Origin of the sequence: Nocardioides salarius, from assembly GCF_016907435.1 — a bacterium.
In the GTDB taxonomy this organism is placed as follows: Bacteria; Actinomycetota; Actinomycetes; order Propionibacteriales; family Nocardioidaceae; genus Nocardioides; species Nocardioides salarius.
Genome location: NZ_JAFBBZ010000001.1, coordinates 3895766 through 3912240, shown reverse-complemented (window position 1 = coordinate 3912240; position 16475 = coordinate 3895766). Strand labels below are relative to the sequence as shown.

The 16475-nt window shown below is 76.2% G+C and carries 13 protein-coding genes, 1 pseudogene and 1 riboswitch; of the genes and pseudogenes, 9 read left to right on the top strand and 5 right to left on the bottom strand.

Translation table 11 applies throughout. From position 1 onward, the window contains the following. Positions 1-111: 111 nt before the first annotated feature. The 3 genes from JOE61_RS18785 to JOE61_RS18775 are packed head-to-tail and all read left to right on the top strand — an operon-like array spanning position 112 to position 3133. Positions 112-942, top strand: a complete 831-nt coding sequence (locus JOE61_RS18785) for a ferredoxin-like domain-containing protein (RefSeq protein ID WP_307823100.1) — start codon at positions 112-114, stop codon at positions 940-942. Next, entirely contained in the window at positions 939-1604 is a 666-nt protein-coding gene (locus JOE61_RS18780; protein WP_193667428.1) for a precorrin-8X methylmutase, read from the top strand. The genes JOE61_RS18785 and JOE61_RS18780 overlap by 4 nt, the downstream gene beginning before the upstream one ends. After that, entirely contained in the window at positions 1601-3133 is a 1533-nt protein-coding gene (locus JOE61_RS18775; RefSeq protein WP_193667429.1) for a precorrin-2 C(20)-methyltransferase, read from the top strand. Before JOE61_RS18780 ends, JOE61_RS18775 begins: the two co-directional genes overlap by 4 nt. On the opposite strand, the gene JOE61_RS18770 is transcribed toward JOE61_RS18775, so the two are convergent. The 4 genes from JOE61_RS18770 to cbiE form a co-directional block, all read right to left on the bottom strand. Further along, positions 3115-4446, bottom strand: coding sequence for an HNH endonuclease (locus JOE61_RS18770; protein ID WP_193667430.1), 1332 nt, complete (start codon positions 4444-4446; stop codon positions 3115-3117). The genes JOE61_RS18775 and JOE61_RS18770 overlap by 19 nt on opposite strands. Positions 4447-4584: 138 nt before the next feature. Next, the gene (locus JOE61_RS18765) at positions 4585-5691 is read right to left on the bottom strand and encodes a hypothetical protein (RefSeq protein ID WP_193667431.1); all 1107 of its coding nucleotides are present in this window, start codon (positions 5689-5691) and stop codon (positions 4585-4587) included. 499 nt (positions 5692-6190) lie between these two features. Next, a complete protein-coding gene (locus JOE61_RS18760; RefSeq protein WP_193667432.1) occupies positions 6191-6937 on the bottom strand; it encodes a cobalt-precorrin-4/precorrin-4 C(11)-methyltransferase in 747 nt (248 codons plus the stop codon). Further along, positions 6934-8181 (bottom strand): precorrin-6y C5,15-methyltransferase (decarboxylating) subunit CbiE, encoded by a 1248-nt coding sequence (gene cbiE / locus JOE61_RS18755; RefSeq protein ID WP_193667433.1) that lies wholly within the window; start codon positions 8179-8181, stop codon positions 6934-6936. Before cbiE ends, JOE61_RS18760 begins: the two co-directional genes overlap by 4 nt. A 26-nt stretch (positions 8182-8207) precedes the next feature. After that, a riboswitch (cobalamin riboswitch) is annotated at positions 8208-8366 on the top strand. Positions 8367-8389: 23 nt separating this feature from the next. On the opposite strand from cbiE, the gene JOE61_RS18750 reads away from it, so the two are divergent. The 6 genes and pseudogenes from JOE61_RS18750 (at position 8390) to JOE61_RS18725 (ending at position 15938) form a co-directional block, all read left to right on the top strand. After that, complete coding sequence (locus JOE61_RS18750; RefSeq protein WP_193667434.1) at positions 8390-10435, top strand: VWA domain-containing protein; 2046 nt, start codon at positions 8390-8392, stop codon at positions 10433-10435. Between the two features lie 23 nt (positions 10436-10458). Beyond that, a complete protein-coding gene (bluB, locus tag JOE61_RS18745; protein ID WP_193667435.1) occupies positions 10459-11079 on the top strand; it encodes a 5,6-dimethylbenzimidazole synthase in 621 nt (206 codons plus the stop codon). Position 11080: 1 nt separating this feature from the next. Beyond that, entirely contained in the window at positions 11081-11695 is a 615-nt protein-coding gene (gene cobO, locus JOE61_RS18740) for a cob(I)yrinic acid a,c-diamide adenosyltransferase (RefSeq protein WP_193667436.1), read from the top strand. After that, positions 11689-14092 (top strand): annotated as a pseudogene (cobBC, locus tag JOE61_RS18735) (bifunctional hydrogenobyrinic acid a,c-diamide synthase/histidinol phosphate aminotransferase CobBC); the annotation flags it as partial. The gene cobO and the pseudogene cobBC, both read left to right, overlap by 7 nt. A 42-nt stretch (positions 14093-14134) precedes the next feature. Continuing rightward, positions 14135-15190, top strand: a complete 1056-nt coding sequence (gene cobT, locus JOE61_RS18730; protein WP_193667681.1) for a nicotinate-nucleotide--dimethylbenzimidazole phosphoribosyltransferase — start codon at positions 14135-14137, stop codon at positions 15188-15190. Next, the gene (locus JOE61_RS18725) at positions 15183-15938 is read left to right on the top strand and encodes an adenosylcobinamide-GDP ribazoletransferase (RefSeq protein WP_193667437.1); all 756 of its coding nucleotides are present in this window, start codon (positions 15183-15185) and stop codon (positions 15936-15938) included. The genes cobT and JOE61_RS18725 overlap by 8 nt, the downstream gene beginning before the upstream one ends. A 5-nt stretch (positions 15939-15943) precedes the next feature. Here JOE61_RS18725 and cobU read toward each other — a convergent pair whose 3' ends face one another. Next, positions 15944-16468: a bifunctional adenosylcobinamide kinase/adenosylcobinamide-phosphate guanylyltransferase gene (cobU, locus tag JOE61_RS18720; protein WP_193667438.1), complete on the bottom strand. Its 525-nt coding sequence runs from the start codon at positions 16466-16468 to the stop codon at positions 15944-15946. Positions 16469-16475: the final 7 nt, after the last annotated feature.

The window sequence follows — 16475 nt, the reverse complement described above, 5'->3', positions numbered from 1 at the left end:
GCCCCGACCTCGAAGGAAACGATGGTCGACGTCGCCGTCCCCCGACCCCACTCCCCCTCAGCTCCCGCGTCCCCCTCCTCCCCCCGCTCGCGCCCGGACCGCTGCCCCGGGGTGCTGCGCCCCTGGCCCGCCGACGACGGCGCACTGGTGCGGGTGCGCCTCGTGGGCGGTCGGCTGCCCGGCTCGTCGCTGCGGGCGCTGGGCCGGGTGGCGCTGGCGCACGGTGACGGTCGGCTGCACCTGACCGGTCGCGCCAACCTGCAGCTGCGCGCCCTGCCGTCGGTCGCGACGGTCGACGGTCCGGTGCTGCCGCCCGAGGTGGTCGACGCGATCGTGGCGACCGGCCTGCTCCCGGCGCCCTCGCACGACCTGGCGCGCAACGTGGTGGTCTCGCCGCAGACCGGCCTGGCCGGCGGTCGCGCCGACCTGCGGCCCGTCGCCGCGCGGCTCGACGCCCTGCTCTGCGCCGACCCGACGCTGGCCGCCCTGCCGGGGCGCTTCCTGCACGTGCTCGACGACGGCCGCGGCGACGTGGCCGGGCGCGGGTGCGACCTGGGCCTGGTGGCGCTCGACGCGCGGACCGCCCAGCTGCGGGTGGGCGGGGCCTGGGGCGAGGTCGTCGCCCTGGCCGAGGCGCCGGCCCGGCTGGTCGGTCTGGCCCGCGCCTTCCTCGACGCCCGCGGCACCGGCCCCGGGGCCGCCTGGCACGTCGACGAGCTGGCCGGGCCGCTGGTCCCACCCAGGCCGCCGGACGAGCGGGCGCTGGTGCGCAGCACGCCGCCGGCGTACGGCGCGGTGGCCGGCGGGTGGCACCAGGAGGCCGTTCACGGAGTGCTGGGCGCCGCCGACGTCGACGCCCTGGTCGAGCGGGCGGGTGGCCCCGACGCCGACCTGGTCGTCACGCCGTGGCGCGGCGTGCTGGTGCCGGAGGTCGCACGATGAGCCGGCCGGTCGCGCCGCCGCGGCGCTACGACTACGTCAGCGACGGGCCGGCGATCTACGTCGACTCCTTCGCCACGATCCGCCGCGAGGCGGACCTGTCGGGAGTGCCGGCCGACGCGGAGAAGCTGGCGGTGCGGATGGTGCACGGCAGCGGCCAGGTCGACCTGGTGCCCGACCTGGTGATCCACCCCGGCCTCGTCGCCGCCGCGCGCGAGGCCCTGGCCGCCGGCGCGCCGGTGCTGTGCGACGCACGGATGGTGGCCATGGGGGTCACCGCCAGCCGGCTGCCGGCCGGCAACGAGGTGCTCTGCCACCTCACCGACCCCGAGGTGCCCGAGCTGGCGCGCCGGTGGGGCACGACGCGCACGGCTGCGGCGGTGTCGCTGTGGGAGCCGCGGATGGAGGGCGCGGTCGTGGCCATCGGCAACGCACCGACCGCCCTGTTCCACCTGCTCGAGACGATCCTCGACGGCGGGCCGCGCCCGGCGGCGGTGATCGGCTGCCCCGTGGGCTTCATCGGGGCGCGGGAGTCGAAGGAGGCGCTGGCCTCGTTCGGCGACGACCACGGCGTCGACCTGCCGTTCGTGACCGTGCGCGGTCGCCGCGGCGGCTCGGCGATGGCCTCCTCGGCCGTCAACGCGCTGGCCCAGGAGCAGGAGTGAGCGGGCGGCTGTACGGCGTCGGGCTGGGGCCCGGCGACCCCGAGCTGGTGACCCTCAAGGCGGCTCGGCTGATCGGGTCGGCCGACGTGGTCGCCTACCACGCGGGCGTGGGCAAGCGGTCGAACGCGCGACGCATCGCCGCCGACCTCGTCCCGCCGGGCGTGGTCGAGGAGGAGCTGCGCTACCCCGTCACCACCGGCACCACCGACCACCCCGGTGGGTACGCCGGGGCGATGGCCGACTTCTACGCCGAGTGCGGCGAGCGGCTGGCTGCCCATCTGGAGGCCGGGCGCGACGTGGTCGTGCTCGCCGAGGGCGACCCATTGTTCTACGGCTCCTTCATGTACCTGCACGACCAGCTCGCCGAGCGCTTCGAGACCGAGATCGTGCCGGGGGTGCCGGCCTTCGCCGCGGCCACCGCTGCCACGGCCACACCGCTGGTGCGCCAGACCGACGTGCTGACGGTGCTGCCCGGCACGCTGCCGAAGGCCGAGCTCGCGCGTCGCCTGGCCGACACCGACGCGGCGGTGATCATGAAGCTGGGGCGCACGTTCCCCGCCGTGCGCGAGGCGCTCGCCGAGGCCGGCCGCCTCGACCACGCCCTGTACGTCGAGCGGGCGGCCATGCCCGAGGAGCGCTGGCTGCCCGTGGCCGACGTCGACCCCGCGAGCGTGCCGTACTTCTCGCTGGTGGTGGTGCCGGGTGACTCGCTGGCCGGTCGCGGCCGCCGCGCGCCGCGGGCGGAGCCGCAGGTCTCGGCCGACCGCACGGCACCGGCCGCCGAGCTGCTGGTCGTCGGCCTGGGGCCGGGGCCCGAGCGGTGGCTGACCCCCGAGGTCGAGGCGGCCCTGGCGGAGGTCGACCACGTGGTCGGCTACGCGCCGTACGTCGCCCGGGTGCCGCAGCGGGCCGGGTTGAGCCGGCACGCCTCGGGCAACACCGTCGAGGTCGACCGGGCCCGGTTGGCGCTCGAGCTGGCGCGCGGCGGCGAGCGGGTGGCCGTGGTCTCGGGGGGCGACGCGGGTGTCTTCGGGATGGCCTCGGCGGTCTACGAGGCCGTCGACGCCGACCCCGCGCTGGCCGACGTGCCGGTCAGGGTGCTGCCCGGGGTCTCGGCGGTGCAGGCCGTGGCGGCGCGGGCGGGGGCACCGGTGGGCGCCGACTTCGCGGTGGTCAGCCTGTCGGACCGGCTCAAGCCCTGGTCGGTGGTCGAGAAGCGGCTGCGCGCCATCGCCGAGGCCGACCTGGTGCTGGCCGTCTACAACCCGGCGAGCCGCTCGCGCACCGAGCAGGTGGTCGCGATGCAGAAGGTGCTGCTCGAGCACCGCTCCCCCGACACCGTCGTGGTCGTCGGCCGCGACGTCGGCCGCGCCGAGGAGTCGCTCGAGGTGACGACGCTGGGCGCGCTCGACCCTGCCACGATCGACATGAAGTGCCTGCTGCTCGTCGGGGCGACCTCGACCCGCGTGGGGGCGGGCGGGGCCGTCTGGACTCCGCGGTACGTCGAGCCTCAGGCCGCCGGCGGGTAGTCGTCGAGCACCAGCTGCAGGCGTGCGCGGACGACGTCGACCTGTGGATGGGCTCGATGCTGGGCCGACAGGTCGCCGGGTGGCAGGGCGGGTGCCCTGGAGCGCGCCTGGTGGCCGGTGGGGGTCGTCGTGATCACGAGGCCGTCGTGGACGGTGGCGGTGAAGCCGGGGGCTTCCTTGGCCTGGTTGCAGGCCTCGCACAGGCCTTGGCCGTTGGTGGCGCTGGTGGGGCCGCCGGCGTGGTCGGGGACGACGTGGTCGTGGTGGCGGATCGGGGCGTCGCACCACGAGGTGCGGCACGACTGGTCGCGCAGGTCGATGAAGAGTCCCAGCGCGGCGGGGAAGGTGCGGGAGCGGGAGTCCATCGTGACCAGGGCGCCGGTGCTGGTGGTGTAGAGCCGCCGCAGCGTGGCCTGCGCCTCCGCCAGCGCGGTGGCGACCAGGTCGCGAGCGACCCCGGCCGGCAACGGGCCGTACCCAGCGATCCAGCCCGGGGCATGACCGCCGCCGAACAGGGTCGCGTCCGAGACGGTCAGGTTGACCGCCACCGGCACCGGGCCAGGAACTGGCGCCGGCTCGGCGGACTGTGAGCTGGTGGCGGCCGGGGTGGTGAGGGAGGCGACGAGGGCGTCGGCCATCACCTGGCCCCGGGAGCGCTCGTCACCAGCGGCACGGGCCTGGTCGGCGGTCCGGGTCAGCGCGGCGTAGACCGAGACTCCTTGGGCGACCGGGAGCAGCGCGGTCAACCAGGTCATCGTGTCGGGGGCGGGCCGCAGCGAGACGTGCCGCTCGCCCTCGGCCCTGCGCGAGCGCTTCAGGGCGGCGTGCGGGTCGAGCTCATAGGCGCGAGCCCGGGCAGCGGCCACCAGCCGCTTGTCACCCCACCCCTCGGTCGTCTCGGGGTCGGCCATCAGCTCCGCATCGACCCGACGCCGGTCTTCCAACGACAGGCAGGCGGTCTCGCGGGCCATGAGGGTGGCGCGCCATTCGCCGCACCAACCCGCGCGCATCGCAGCCAGCGTGTGCGGCATCTCGGCCACCAGGATCTTCGCCAACCCCAGGTGGCGGGCGCCACGGTTGGGTGACTCCCGTCGGGCCAGCCCAACCTGCGAGGCCACCCCCACACCCTGCCGCTCGACGGGCAGACCGGCCGCGGCGTGCCGGCGGCGTACGACCTCATCGAGCCGCGCCGTCACCTCGACCTGCAGCGCATCGAGCTGGCACTTCTGCTCCTCGGCTGCGCGCAGCACCTCGACCAGCTCGACCTCGGAGAGGTCGGCCAGGTCGAGACCGGGTGCGGGAGCGAGTGCCATGACGACACTTTACTCGAACAGGTGTTCGAGTGCAAGGGTCTGCAGAGACCTAATCGGGCCCGTCGGGGCCACCCACGCCCTCCTGGCCGGGCCGCTGGCACTCCGCGACCAGTTCCTCCACCTCGCCCGGCCGTCGCCTCAGAACCGCCTTGCTCGGTCGGCTTCACTGCACGAGCGTGGTCGCGGCCGGGTAGTCCTGTCCGGCCTGTTCAAGGTCGCCGTCGATGCCGATGCGGAAGACAACGGTGGTCGTCCTCGTCGGGGAGACGAGAGCCAGCACGTGGGTGTCGTCCTCCCACACGACCTGCTCGATGCACCTGGACCCGGGGTCACCGTGCCGCGTTCTTGACCTGACTCAGCGTCGAGGAACCAGATCGTGGCGCAGTTGCTGCGGCGCAGTCCGCGTGCGACCACGGTGTCCCCGTCGGGGCTGAATTCGTCGAGCCCGCTGCCCTGCGGACTCCTGAAGAGCGGCTCGGCACCCGTGGGGTCGAGCACGCCCCAACCGAACGTCGACAGCTCGGCTGCGATCGTCCCTCGAGCCTCGTTGACCGCGGCAACGGACGCGACGCCGACAAGGTCCCGCGGAGCCTGATCGAGGTCGGTGACGAAGGCTCCGGAGCCGAACGCGCGGTTGACGATCACCTCGTCGCCCAGCACACCGGCAGCGGAGATGAGAGCGTTGATGTTCGGCGCGGCGACCATCTGGGTACGGATCGTGCCGTCGGCCCCGCGGAGGTGAACCGTGGCCGGGGTGGCGACCCCGCTCTCAGGACACGCGAAAGTCGCCCACGCTGCCAGCGTTTGATCGCTGTTGGTCGCGCCGCTTCCGGACGTGCACGGGGTGATGGCGGTGACGCCGTCCACCGTCGACAGAAAGAGACCGTTCGTCCCCTCGAAGTAGCGGTTGTCGGAAACGACGAGCCCGTCCTCGAGGCGGGTGGCAGCGACGATGTCCGCGCCTCGGGGGAGCCGGGGAAGTGGGTAGGAGGGTTCGCCGTCGGGTGGGACGTAGGCGCTGTCGACGAGGAGCCCGATGCGTGGAGCAGGTCCGGTTGGGTAGGTGACAGGCGGCTCCGGGGTTCGGTCCCGATCCGGTGCTCTGGAGGATGGCGCGGACGAAGAAGCACCCGAGGTGGCGGACGGCGGTGCCTCGACTTCGGGCGACGGCTCAGCTGTGCTTGCGCAGGCGCATACGAGGTGGGCCAGCACAGTCGTCGCTGCTGCGCTTGTCAGGAGGGTCATCCACCTACGACGCTCCATCGACGGCGGAAGTTGCCTCTGGACCAAGGACTTCCGCCCGACCAAACCGCCGTGAGGGCTCGGTCCGACCATGCCGTGATCCGCTCGGTCCGTCCGAGTGGCGCGCGCGGCCGCGCGGTCGGCTCTCGTGCCGTAGCCGAACGGGCACAACGCCTTCGCCTGGCCGCCCGGACTCCGGTGCTCCATGGCGACGCACCGCGCGAGGGACTGTTGTGCCCGTTCGACTACGACCTGCTGAGGCCGAACCTGGCGCGGTGCTGGCGTCCGGTCCATCCGCTGTGGGCCGCGGCCCACCCTCCGCCGCGCACTCGCGGGCTCCGGCGTTCCCGGATCAGCGTGCGACGCCGTTTCCCAGCCCAGGACCGCCGACACATCAGGCCCGCCCAACGGGCGGTCTTGACCACCTCGAAGTCGGCGGTCTCCTCAGGTGCCACCCAGTGAGGCTGTCCGAGGAGCGCGCCATCCGGTTCCATGCCGGCCCCTACGGCTTCGTCCGCTCCCGCGCCGCGTCGTAGAGGTACGACTCCCCACCGTCGCGGGCCAGCGCCCGGCCGACCAGGATCACCGCGGCCTGCCGCAGCCCGGCCTCCTCGACCCGGTCGCCGATGTCGGCGACGGTGCCGCGCAGCAGCAGCTCGTCGGGCTGGCTGGCGCGGTGCACCACGACCACGGGGCAGTCGCTGCCGTAGAACTCCTCGACCTCGGCCATCAGCTCGCGGGTGCGGGTGATGGCCAGGTGCAGCACCAGCGTGGCGCCGGTGGCGGCGTACGCCGCGAGCGACTCGCCCTCGGGCATCGCGGTCGAGCGGGCCTGGGTGCGGGTCAGCACCACCGACTGCGCCACCAGCGGGACCGTCAGCTCGCGCCCGGCGAGCGCCGCGGCGGCGGCGTACGCCGGGACGCCCGGGGTGACGTCCCACGCGACCCCGGCGGCGTCGAGGCGCCGCGACTGCTCGGCCACCGCGGAGTAGAGCGACGGGTCGCCCGAGGTCAGCCGCACCACGTCGAGCCCGTCGCGGGTGGCGGCCACCATCTCGGCGACCATGGTGTCGAGGTCGAGGTGCTGGGTGTCGACCAGGCGCGCGTCGTCGCGGGCGTGGCCGAGCACGGCGGCGTCGAGGTAGGTGCCGGGGTAGAGCACCACGTCGGCCGCGCCGATCAGCGCGGCGGCGCGCAGGGTGATCAGGTCGGCGGCGCCGGGGCCGGCGCCCACGAAGTGCACGGTCACGGGGTCTCCTGGTCGGTCGGGAGGGGCCTGGTCCACGCCCACTGGGTCACGGCGCGAGCAGGGGTCCAGCCCGTGAACGAGCCGAGCGGCGCGGCGTGCTCGACCGACGTGCGGGTCAGCTCGCCGCCGTGCGCGGCGTACGCCGCCGCCAGCAGCTGCTCGCTCTCGAGCGTCACCCCGTGCGCCACCAGCCTTCCCCCCGGTCGGAGCCGTTCGCGGCACAGGTCGAGCAGCCCCGGGGCGGTGGCGCCCCCACCGACGAAGACGGCGTGCGGGTCGGGCAGGTCGACCAGCGCCTCGGGAGCCCGCCCGGCCACCACCTCGAGCCCCGGGACACCCAGCCGGGCCGCGTTGCGGGACACCCGCTCGGCGCGGGTGCCGTCGGCCTCGACCGCGACTGCGCGGCAGGTGGGGTGGGCGCGCATCCACTCGATGCCCACCGAGCCGGCGCCGGCGCCGACGTCCCACAGCAGCTGGCCGGGCTGGGGCGCGAGCCGCGAGAGCGCCGCGGCGCGCAGGTCGCGCTTGGTGAGCTGGCCGTCGTGCTCGAAGGCGTCGTCGGGCAGGCCCGTGGCCCACGAGCCGACCACCGGCCCGCGCAGCTCGAGCGCGACGAGATTCAGGTCGGGCACGCCCGCGGGCGGGTCGGCGTGCCAGGCCTCGGCCGTGGCGTCGACCCGCGCCTCGCGCTCGCCGCCGAGGTGGCTCAGCACGCTCATGGTCGAGCCGGCGTACCCGTGCTCGACCAGCAGCCGCGCCAGCACCGACGGGGTGGTGGCGTCGGAGGAGAGCACGACGAGGCGCCGACCCGGCGCCAGCTGGCGCACGACGGTCTCGGGACGACGACCGACCACGGTGACGACCTCGACGGTCTCTGCAGGCCACCGCATCCGGGCCCGGGCCAGCGCCACCGACGACACGGCCGGGTGCACCTCCACCGCCTCGGCGCCGAGCAGCCCGACCAGGGTGCCGGCGATGCCGGAGACGAACGGGTCGCCGGAGGCCAGCGCCACGACCCGGCGCCCGTCGTGCTGCCACAGCAGCGCCGGCAGCCCCTCGCGCAGCGGCGAGGGCCAGGCCAGGCGCAGCTGGTCGACACCGGCGGGCAGCATGGCCAGGTGCCGGTCGCCGCCGAGGACCACCTCGGCCTCCAGCACGGTGCGCTGCAGCGGCTCGGGGAGGCCCTCCCAGCCGTCGTCGCCGACCCCGATCACGACGACGGTGGACGGGCTGGTCGAGGTCACGGGCGCTGACGCTATCGTGACGGCGAAGCCACGAGGTGCCCCGAGGCCCGGTAGAGACAAGCCGGCGCGGAGGGGAGAATCTGGGAAGCCGGTGAGAGTCCGGCACAGGCCCGCTGCGGTGACCTGGAGGGCGCGAGAGCGCCGAGCCGGGAAGTCCGAAGACCGGCCTCGCGGCGCCTATCCGATGGCGGACGAGCGGGAGCCTCCCATGCCACAGCAGTACCCCTTCTGCGCCGTCGTCGGCGCCGACGAGCCCGACGGCCCCTTCGGCGAGATGGCCCTCGCCCTCCTCCTCACCACGATCTCGCCCGAGGTCGGCGGCGTGCTCGTGCGCGGGCAGAAGGGCACGGCCAAGTCGACCATCGTGCGGGCCCTCGCCGAGGTGCTGCCGCACATCGACGTCGTCGCCGGCGACCGGTTCTCCAGCGACCCCCGCGACGACACCCACCTCTCCCCCGACGGCCCCTTCGCCGCCGACGTCGCGGCCGAGTCGCGGCCGGTGCGCCTGGTCGAGCTGCCGGTCGGGGCCACCGAGGACCGGGTGCTCGGCTCGCTGCACCTCGAGCGCGCCCTGTCGGAGGGCCGCACCGAGTACGAGCCCGGCCTGCTGGCCCGCGCCCACCGCGGGCTGCTCTACGTCGACGAGGTCAACCTGCTGCACGACCACCTCGTCGACGTGCTCCTCGACGCCGCCGCGATGGGCCGCGCCACCGTGGAGCGCGACGGCGTCTCGCTGACCCACGCCGCCCGCTTCGTGCTGGTCGGCACGATGAACCCCGAGGAGGGCGAGCTGCGCCCCCAGCTGCTCGACCGGTTCGGGCTCAGCGTCGAGGTCGCCGCCCCCGACGACCCGGCCCTGCGCGCCGAGGTGGTGCGCCGGCGGATCGCCTTCGACGCCGACCCGGTCGGCTTCAGCGCGTCGTACGCCGCCGCTCAGGCCGCGCTGACCGAGCGGGTGCGCGCCGCGCAGGAGCAGGTCTCCCACGTCGAGCTCACCGACGCCGCGCTGCTGCGCATCGCGGAGCTGTGCGCCGCCTTCGGCGTCGACGGGCTGCGCGCCGACATCGTCACCGCGCGCACCGCGGTCGCGCACGCCGCCTGGCAGGGACGCGACCGCGTCGTGCTCGACGACATCCGCGCCGCGGCCAGGCTGGCGCTGCCCCACCGGCGCCGCCGCAACCCCTTCGACGCGCCCGGCATGGACGACGAGCTGCTCGACCAGGTGCTGGGCGACGACCTCCCCGAGCCGCCCGACCCCGACCCCGACCCCGAGCCGGACCCGGACGGCCCCAGCGACCCCGGCGGGACGTCATACGGTGAGGACGAGGGGACGTCCCGCCCGTATGACGTCCCGCAGGAGCCGGAGGACGACGCCGAGCCCGGCAGCAGCAGCGACCCGGCCGACAACGACGCCAGCGCCGGCGCCGGCGACCGACCGGCCGGCGGGGGCTCCCCCGTCAGCGCCGGGCAGCCCTACCGCACCCGCCTGCTCACCGCCCACGGCACCGGCACGGGCGAGGCGGGGCGGCGCAGCCGCGCCATCACCGAGCGCGGACGCCGCGTGGGCGCGAGCGCCACGGGCAGCGGATCGGTGCACCTGCTGGAGACCCTGCGTGCCGCCGCGCCCCACCAGGCCGCCCGCGGCCGCGACGGGGGCCGGCTGCTGCTGCGCCCCACCGACCTGCGCTTCGCCACCCGCGAGGGCAAGGAGGCCAACCTGGTCCTCTTCTGCGTCGATGCCTCCGGCTCGATGGCAGCGCGGCGCCGGATGGAGCAGGTCAAGACCGCGATCCTCTCGCTGCTGCTCGACGCCTACCGCCGCCGCGACAAGGTCGGGCTGGTGACCTTCCGCGGCACCGGCGCCGAGCTGGCGCTGCCGCCGACGCACTCGGTCGACGTCGCCGCCGCCCGCCTGGAGGAGCTGCCGGCCGGAGGGCGCACCCCGCTGGCCGAGGGCCTGCTCGAGGCCGCCCGGGTGCTCGCGGTCGAGCGGCTGCGCGACCCGCGGCGCCGGCCGCTGCTGGTGGTCGTCACCGACGGCCGCGCCACCAGCGGCCCCGACGCGGTCGACCGCTCCCGCCTGGCCGCCGGCCTCCTGGCCGCCCAGGGAGTGGCCAGCGTGGTCGTCGACTGCGAGAGCGGCGCGATGCGTCTCGGCCTCGCCGGCGCCCTGGCCGCCCACCTGGGCGCGGAGCACCTGCCGGTCGGCGAGGTGAGCGCCGAGGCGCTCGCCGACGTCGCGCGTGCGGCCTGATGCCGGCCCCGGACAGCGCGCCGATGTCGCTCTACGAGGCGATCGAGCGACGCCGCGACGTGCGGGCCGAGTTCACCGGCGAGGCTCCCGACGACGCCACCCTGACCCGGGTGCTGGCGGCCGCGCACCGTGCCCCCAGCGTCGGGATGAGCCAGCCCTGGGACTTCGTCGTCGTGCGCGACCCCACCACCCGCGAGCGCTTCGCCGCCCATGTCGCCGGCGAGCGGGCGTCGTACGCGGCCGGCCTCGACGCCGGGCGCGCCGAGACGTTCGCCCGCATCAAGGTCGAGGGCATCCGCGAGGCCGGCCTCGGCGTGGTCGTCACCCACGACCCCGACCGCGGCGGCCCGCAGGTGCTGGGCCGGCACAGCATCGACGACACCGGCCTCTACTCCACCTGCCTGGCCATCGAGAACCTCTGGCTGGCGGCCACCGCCGAGGGCCTGGGCGTCGGCTGGGTCTCCTTCTACCGCGAGCAGCACCTGCGCGACCTGCTGGGCATCCCGCCGCGGGTGCGCCCGGTCGCCTGGCTCTGCGTCGGCCGCACCAGCGGCCTGCACGACGTCCCCGACCTCGAACGCCACCGGTGGCGCGGCCGCCGCCCGCTGGCCGAGGCCGTCCACCACGACAGATACCGGAGCTGACATGCCGCAGGGCCGCCCCACCACCGTCCCCGACGACGGTCTGACCACCGCGCAGCGCCGCTCGCTGCCGCTGCTGATGGTGCACACCGGCGACGGCAAGGGGAAGTCGACCGCCGCCTTCGGCGTCGCGCTGCGCGCCTGGAACCAGGGCTGGGACGTCGGCGTCTTCCAGTTCGTGAAGTCCGCGAAGTGGCGCATCGGCGAGCAGAGCGTGCTCGAGCGGCTCGGCGAGCTGCACGAGCAGACCGGCGAGGGCGGGCCGGTGGCCTGGCACAAGATGGGCGCCGGCTGGTCGTGGAGCCGCAAGGAGGGCTCGGCCGACGACCACGCCGCCGACGCCGCCGAGGGCTGGGCCGAGGTCAAGCGGGCGCTGGCCGAGGAGCGCCACGACCTCTACGTGCTCGACGAGTTCACCTACCCGATGGAGTGGGGCTGGGTCGACGTCGACGACGTCGTCACCACGCTGCGCGAGCGCCCCGGGCGCCAGTACGTCGCCGTCACCGGGCGCCGCGCCCACCCGGCGCTGGTCGAGGCCGCCGACCTGGTCACCGAGATGACCAAGGTCAAGCACCAGATGGACCGTGGCCAGAAGGGCCAGCGGGGCATCGAGTGGTGAGCGCCCCCACCTCCACCCGGCTGCCGCGGGTCGTCGTGGCAGCCCCGGCGACGGGCGCGGGCAAGACGACGGTCGCGACGGGATTCATGGCCGCCCTCGCGCGGGCCGGGCACGAGGTGTCGGGCCACAAGGTCGGCCCCGACTACATCGACCCCGGCTACCACGCGCTGGCCTGCGGGAGGCCCGGGCGCAACCTCGACCCGCACCTGGTCGGCGAGGACCTGCTCGCGCCGCTGCTGCTGCACGGCGCCCGCGGCGCCGACGTCGCGGTCGTCGAGGGGGTGATGGGCCTGTACGACGGCCGCGTGGGCACCGAGGGCTACGCCTCGACCGCTCACGTCGCGGCGCTGACCCGCTCGCCGATCGTGCTGGTGGTCGACATCTCGCGCTCCTCCCGCTCGATCGGCGCGGTGGTGCACGGGATGGCCACCTACGACCCGACCGTGCAGGTCGCCGGCGTGGTGCTCAACAAGGCCGGCTCGCCCCGCCACGCCCGCGAGGTGGCCGACTCGATCGCGCCGACGGGCATCCCGGTGCTCGGCACCATCGGGCGCGACGAGGCCGTCGAGGCACCCTCGCGCCACCTCGGGCTGGTGCCCGCCGCCGAGCGCGGCCTGGCGGCCGAGTCGCTGGACCGGCTGGCCGGGCAGGTGGCCGAGCAGGCCGACCTCGACGCGGTGCTGGCGATCGCGCGCAGCGCCCCCGACCTCGAGGCCGCGCCCTGGGACCCGGCGGTCCAGGTGCGGCCACCGGCAGGCGCCACGACGACCGGGGACCGGCCCGTGGTCGCCGTCGCCGGCGGACGATCCTTCACCTTCCGCTACACCGAGACCGACGAGCTGCTGCGGGCCGGTGGCTGCGAGGTCGTCACCTTCGACCCCGCGACCGACGCCGCGCTGCCGGCCGGCACCCGTGGGATCTACCTCGGCGGGGGGTTCCCCGAGGTGCACGCCGCCGCCCTGGGCGACAACGCGTCGCTGCGCGCCGAGGTGGCGGCCGCGGTGGCCGCCGGCGTTCCGACGGTCGCCGAGTGCGCCGGGCTGCTCTACCTCTGCGAGAGCCTCGACGACGTCGCGATGGTCGGCGCGGTGCCCGCGCGGGCCCGGATGACCGAGCGGCTGACGCTCGCCTACCCCGAGATGACCGCGGTCTCCGACTCGCTGCTGACCCGCGCCGGGGAGCGCGTCACCGGCCACGAGTTCCACCGCACCCACGTCGACCCGGTCGCCGGCACCGCGCCGGCCTGGAGCGGCGAGGGGCACACCGTCGGCTTCACGAGCACCAGCCTGCACGCGGCGTACCTGCACGTGCACTGGGCGGGGCACCCGCAGCTGGCGCAGCGGTTCGTCGACGCGGTGCACCGTGCCTGACGCCGCCGCCGGCGACCCGTCGACCCCGCCGGCCGACCCGCTGCGCCACCACGGTGACGCGGAGGTGCGCGGCGCCGGCCTGCTCGACCTGGCCGTCAACGTCTACCCCGGCCCGCGCCCGGGGTGGCTCGATGCCGCGCTGCGCGCCAGCCTCGACGAGGTCGGCGCCTACCCCGACCCGGCCCCGGCCGAGCGGGCCGTCGCCGCACGCCACGGCGTGCCGGTGGCCCACGTGCTGGCCACCGCCGGCGCCGCCGAGGCCTTCTCGCTGGTGGCACGGCTGCGGCGCTGGCAGCGCCCTGTCGTGGTGCACCCTCAGTTCACCGAGCCGCACGCGGCGCTCGAGCAGGCCGGCCACCGGGTCACCAGCGTCCTCACCCGGCCCGAGGACGGCTTCGCGCTCGAGCCCGCCGCGGTGCCTCACGACGCCGACCTCGTCGTGGTCGGCAACCCCACCAATCCCACCGGTCGCCTGCACCCGGCCGCCGACCTGCTCGCGCTGCGCCGGCCGGGACGCCTCGTGGTCGTCGACGAGGCGTTCATCGACACGGTGCCTGGCGAGGCCGGGAGCCTGGCCGGCGAGCCGCTCGACGGCCTGGTGGTGCTGCGCAGCCTGACCAAGCACTGGTCGATCCCCGGGGTGCGGGCCGGCTACCTGCTCGGGGCGCCCGACGTCGTGACCGCCCTGCGGCGCGAGCAGGTGCCGTGGTCGGTCTCGACCACCGCCACGGCGGCGATCGAGGCCTGCTGCACCGTCGTGGCGCGCGCCGAGGCCGACCGCCGGGCCCGCACGATCGCCGCGTGGCGCGTACACCTGGCCGCGTCGCTGGCGGCGGCCGGTGTCACGACCCTGCCCTCGGACACCTCGTTCCTGCTGGCCCGGCTCGGCGAGGGAGGTCGCGAGCGGCTGCGCGCCCGGGGCGTCGCCGTACGCCGCTGCGACACCTTCCCCGGCCTCGACGCCGGCTGGGTGCGCGTCGCGGTGCGACCGCCCGAGGTCACCGACCAGCTCGTCCGCGCCCTCGCCACCGGCGCGGGCGACCGTCCCCCCACCCCTCCCGGAGGTCCCGTGACCACACCCGTCCCCGTCCAGCCACCGCACGCGCCCAGCGCCCGCGCCGGCGCCGAGCGGCTGGCGGGCCTCGCCGTGCCGGCGGGCGCGCTGGGCCGGCTCGGCGAGCTGGCCACCTGGCTCTGCGCCGTGCAGGGCCAGGTGCCGCCGCGCCCGCTCGACGACGTGCGGCTGGTGATCTTCGCCGGCGACCACGGGGTGGCCCGGCACGGGGTGTCGGCGTACCCGCCCGACATCACCGGCGCGATGGTGCGCACCTTCGTGGCCGGGCGCGCCGGCGTCAACGCGCTGGCCGCCGCCCACGGCGTGCGGGTGCGGGTGCTCGACCTCGGCGTCGACGCCGACCTCGACGGGCTGCCCGCCGAGGTCGGCGCGCACAAGGTCCGTCGCGGCAGCGGCGCGATCCACCTCGAGGACGCCCTCACCGCCGAGGAGACGCAGCGGGCCGTGGCCGTGGGACGCGGCGTGGCCGAGCAGGAGGTCGCAGCCGGGGCGCAGCTGCTGCTCAGCGGCGACATGGGCATCGGCAACACCACCCCCGCGGCGGCCCTCGTGGCCGCCAACCTGGGGCTCGGCGCGAGCGACGTGGCCGAGGTCGCCGGACGGGGCACCGGTGTCGACGACGCCGGCCTGGCCCGCAAGCGCGAGGTGCTGGGCGCCGCGCTCGAGCGGGTCGGTGACCGGGCCGCCGACCCCGTGGAGTCGCTCACCGCCCTGGGCAGCGCCGACCTGGCCGCGACCGTGGGCTACCTGCTGGGGGCGACGCACGCCGGGGTTCCGGTGCTGCTCGACGGGCTGATGTCGGTGGCCTGCGCGCTGGTCGCCGAGCGGATCGCCCCCGGCACCGCCGGCTGGTGCGTGGCCGGGCACCGCTCCCCCGAGCCGGCCCAGACGCTGGCCCTGGAGCGGCTGGGGCTCGAGCCGCTGCTCGACCTCGGGCTGCGCCTGGGCGAGGGCAGCGGAGCGGTCACCGCCGTGCCGCTGCTGCGCAGCGCGGTGGCGCTGCTGCGCGACGTCGCGCAGCTGCGTGACCTGGTGCCCACGGATGCCTGACTCCTGGCGCCTGGCGCTCGGCACCCTGACCGTGCTGCGGGTGCCACCGCCGCGTGCGGTCACACCGGTCGTCGCCGGCCGCGCGATGCTGCTGGCCCCGCTGGCGGTGCTGCCGCTGGGTCTCCTGGTGACCGTGGTCGGCCAGCTCGGCGCCCGGCTCGCCCTGCCCCCGCTCGCCGTGGCACTGGTCGCCGTCGGCGCGCTCGCCGCCGGCAGCCGCGCCCTGCACTGGGACGGGCTCTCCGACGTCGCCGACGGCCTCACCGCCTCCTACGACCCCGCGCGGTCGCTGGAGGTGATGAGGTCGGGCGCGTCCGGCCCCGCCGGGGTGGTGGCGACCGTCGTGGTGCTCGGCGTGCAGGTCGCCTGCCTGGCCCCGCTGCTCACCAGCACCCGCGGCGCACTCGTGGCCGGGCTGCTGGTCTGCGCCTCCCGGGCCGCGCTGGCCGGGTGCTGCCTGCGCGGGGTGCCGGGCGCTCGCCGCGACGGGCTGGGAGCGGCGTACGTCGGCACGGTGCGGCTGCTGCCCGCGATGGGGCTGTGGTCGGTCGCGGCCCTCGCGCTGCTGCTCGCGGCCGGCTGGCCGGGCCTCGTGGCGCTCGCGTTGGCGGCCGGGGTGGTGGCCGCGCTGCTGCGCAGGGTGGTGCGGCGCCTCGGCGGGGTGACCGGCGACGTGCTGGGCGCCGCCGTCGAGCTCTCGCTGGCGGCGATGCTGCTCGGCGTGCTCACCGGGGGCCCGGTCGGGTGAGCGGCTCAGAGGCGCAGCACCCGGCCGGCGACCACCAGGTGCACCTCGTCGCAGGCCTCGGCCACCCGCTGGTTGGTGGTGCCGAGCAGGTCGCGGAAGAGCCGGCCCGACCGGTGCGCGGGCACCACGCCCAGGCCCACCTCGTTGGTCACCAGCACCACGTCGTGGGCGCAGTCGCGCAGCGCCGCCACGACCGCGGCCAGCCGTGCCCCGAGCAGCGCGCCCACCTCGTCGGAGGCCAGGTCCCACGCCCCGTCGGCGTCGAGGAGGGCGGTCACCCAGGTGCCCAGGCAGTCGACGAGCAGCGGTCCGTCGGCCCCCGCCAGCGCGCCGGCCAGGTCGTGGGTCTCGCGCGTGCGCCACGCCGCCGGGCGCCGCTCGCGGTGGGCCGCGACGCGCGCCGCCCAGTCGGCGTCGTCGTCCTCGGGCACCGGACCCGGCGCGACGTAGGTGACGGGCCCGGTGCCCACGAGCGACTCGGCGTGGCGGGACTTGCCCGAGCGCACGCCGCCGGTGACCAGGACCTTCACGGGAGCC

Excerpts from the sequence above, each read along its gene's own strand:
- JOE61_RS18765 (WP_193667431.1), bottom strand. The coding sequence starts at position 5,691 with ATGACCCTCCTGACAAGCGCAGCAGCGACGACTGTGCTGGCCCACCTC.
- JOE61_RS18750 (WP_193667434.1), top strand. The coding sequence starts at position 8,390 with ATGCCACAGCAGTACCCCTTCTGCGCCGTCGTCGGCGCCGACGAGCCC.
- JOE61_RS18780 (WP_193667428.1), top strand. The coding sequence starts at position 939 with ATGAGCCGGCCGGTCGCGCCGCCGCGGCGCTACGACTACGTCAGCGAC.
- JOE61_RS18770 (WP_193667430.1), bottom strand. The coding sequence starts at position 4,446 with ATGGCACTCGCTCCCGCACCCGGTCTCGACCTGGCCGACCTCTCCGAG.
- JOE61_RS18725 (WP_193667437.1), top strand. The coding sequence starts at position 15,183 with ATGCCTGACTCCTGGCGCCTGGCGCTCGGCACCCTGACCGTGCTGCGG.
- cobO (WP_193667436.1), top strand. The coding sequence starts at position 11,081 with ATGCCGCAGGGCCGCCCCACCACCGTCCCCGACGACGGTCTGACCACC.
- bluB (WP_193667435.1), top strand. The coding sequence starts at position 10,459 with ATGTCGCTCTACGAGGCGATCGAGCGACGCCGCGACGTGCGGGCCGAG.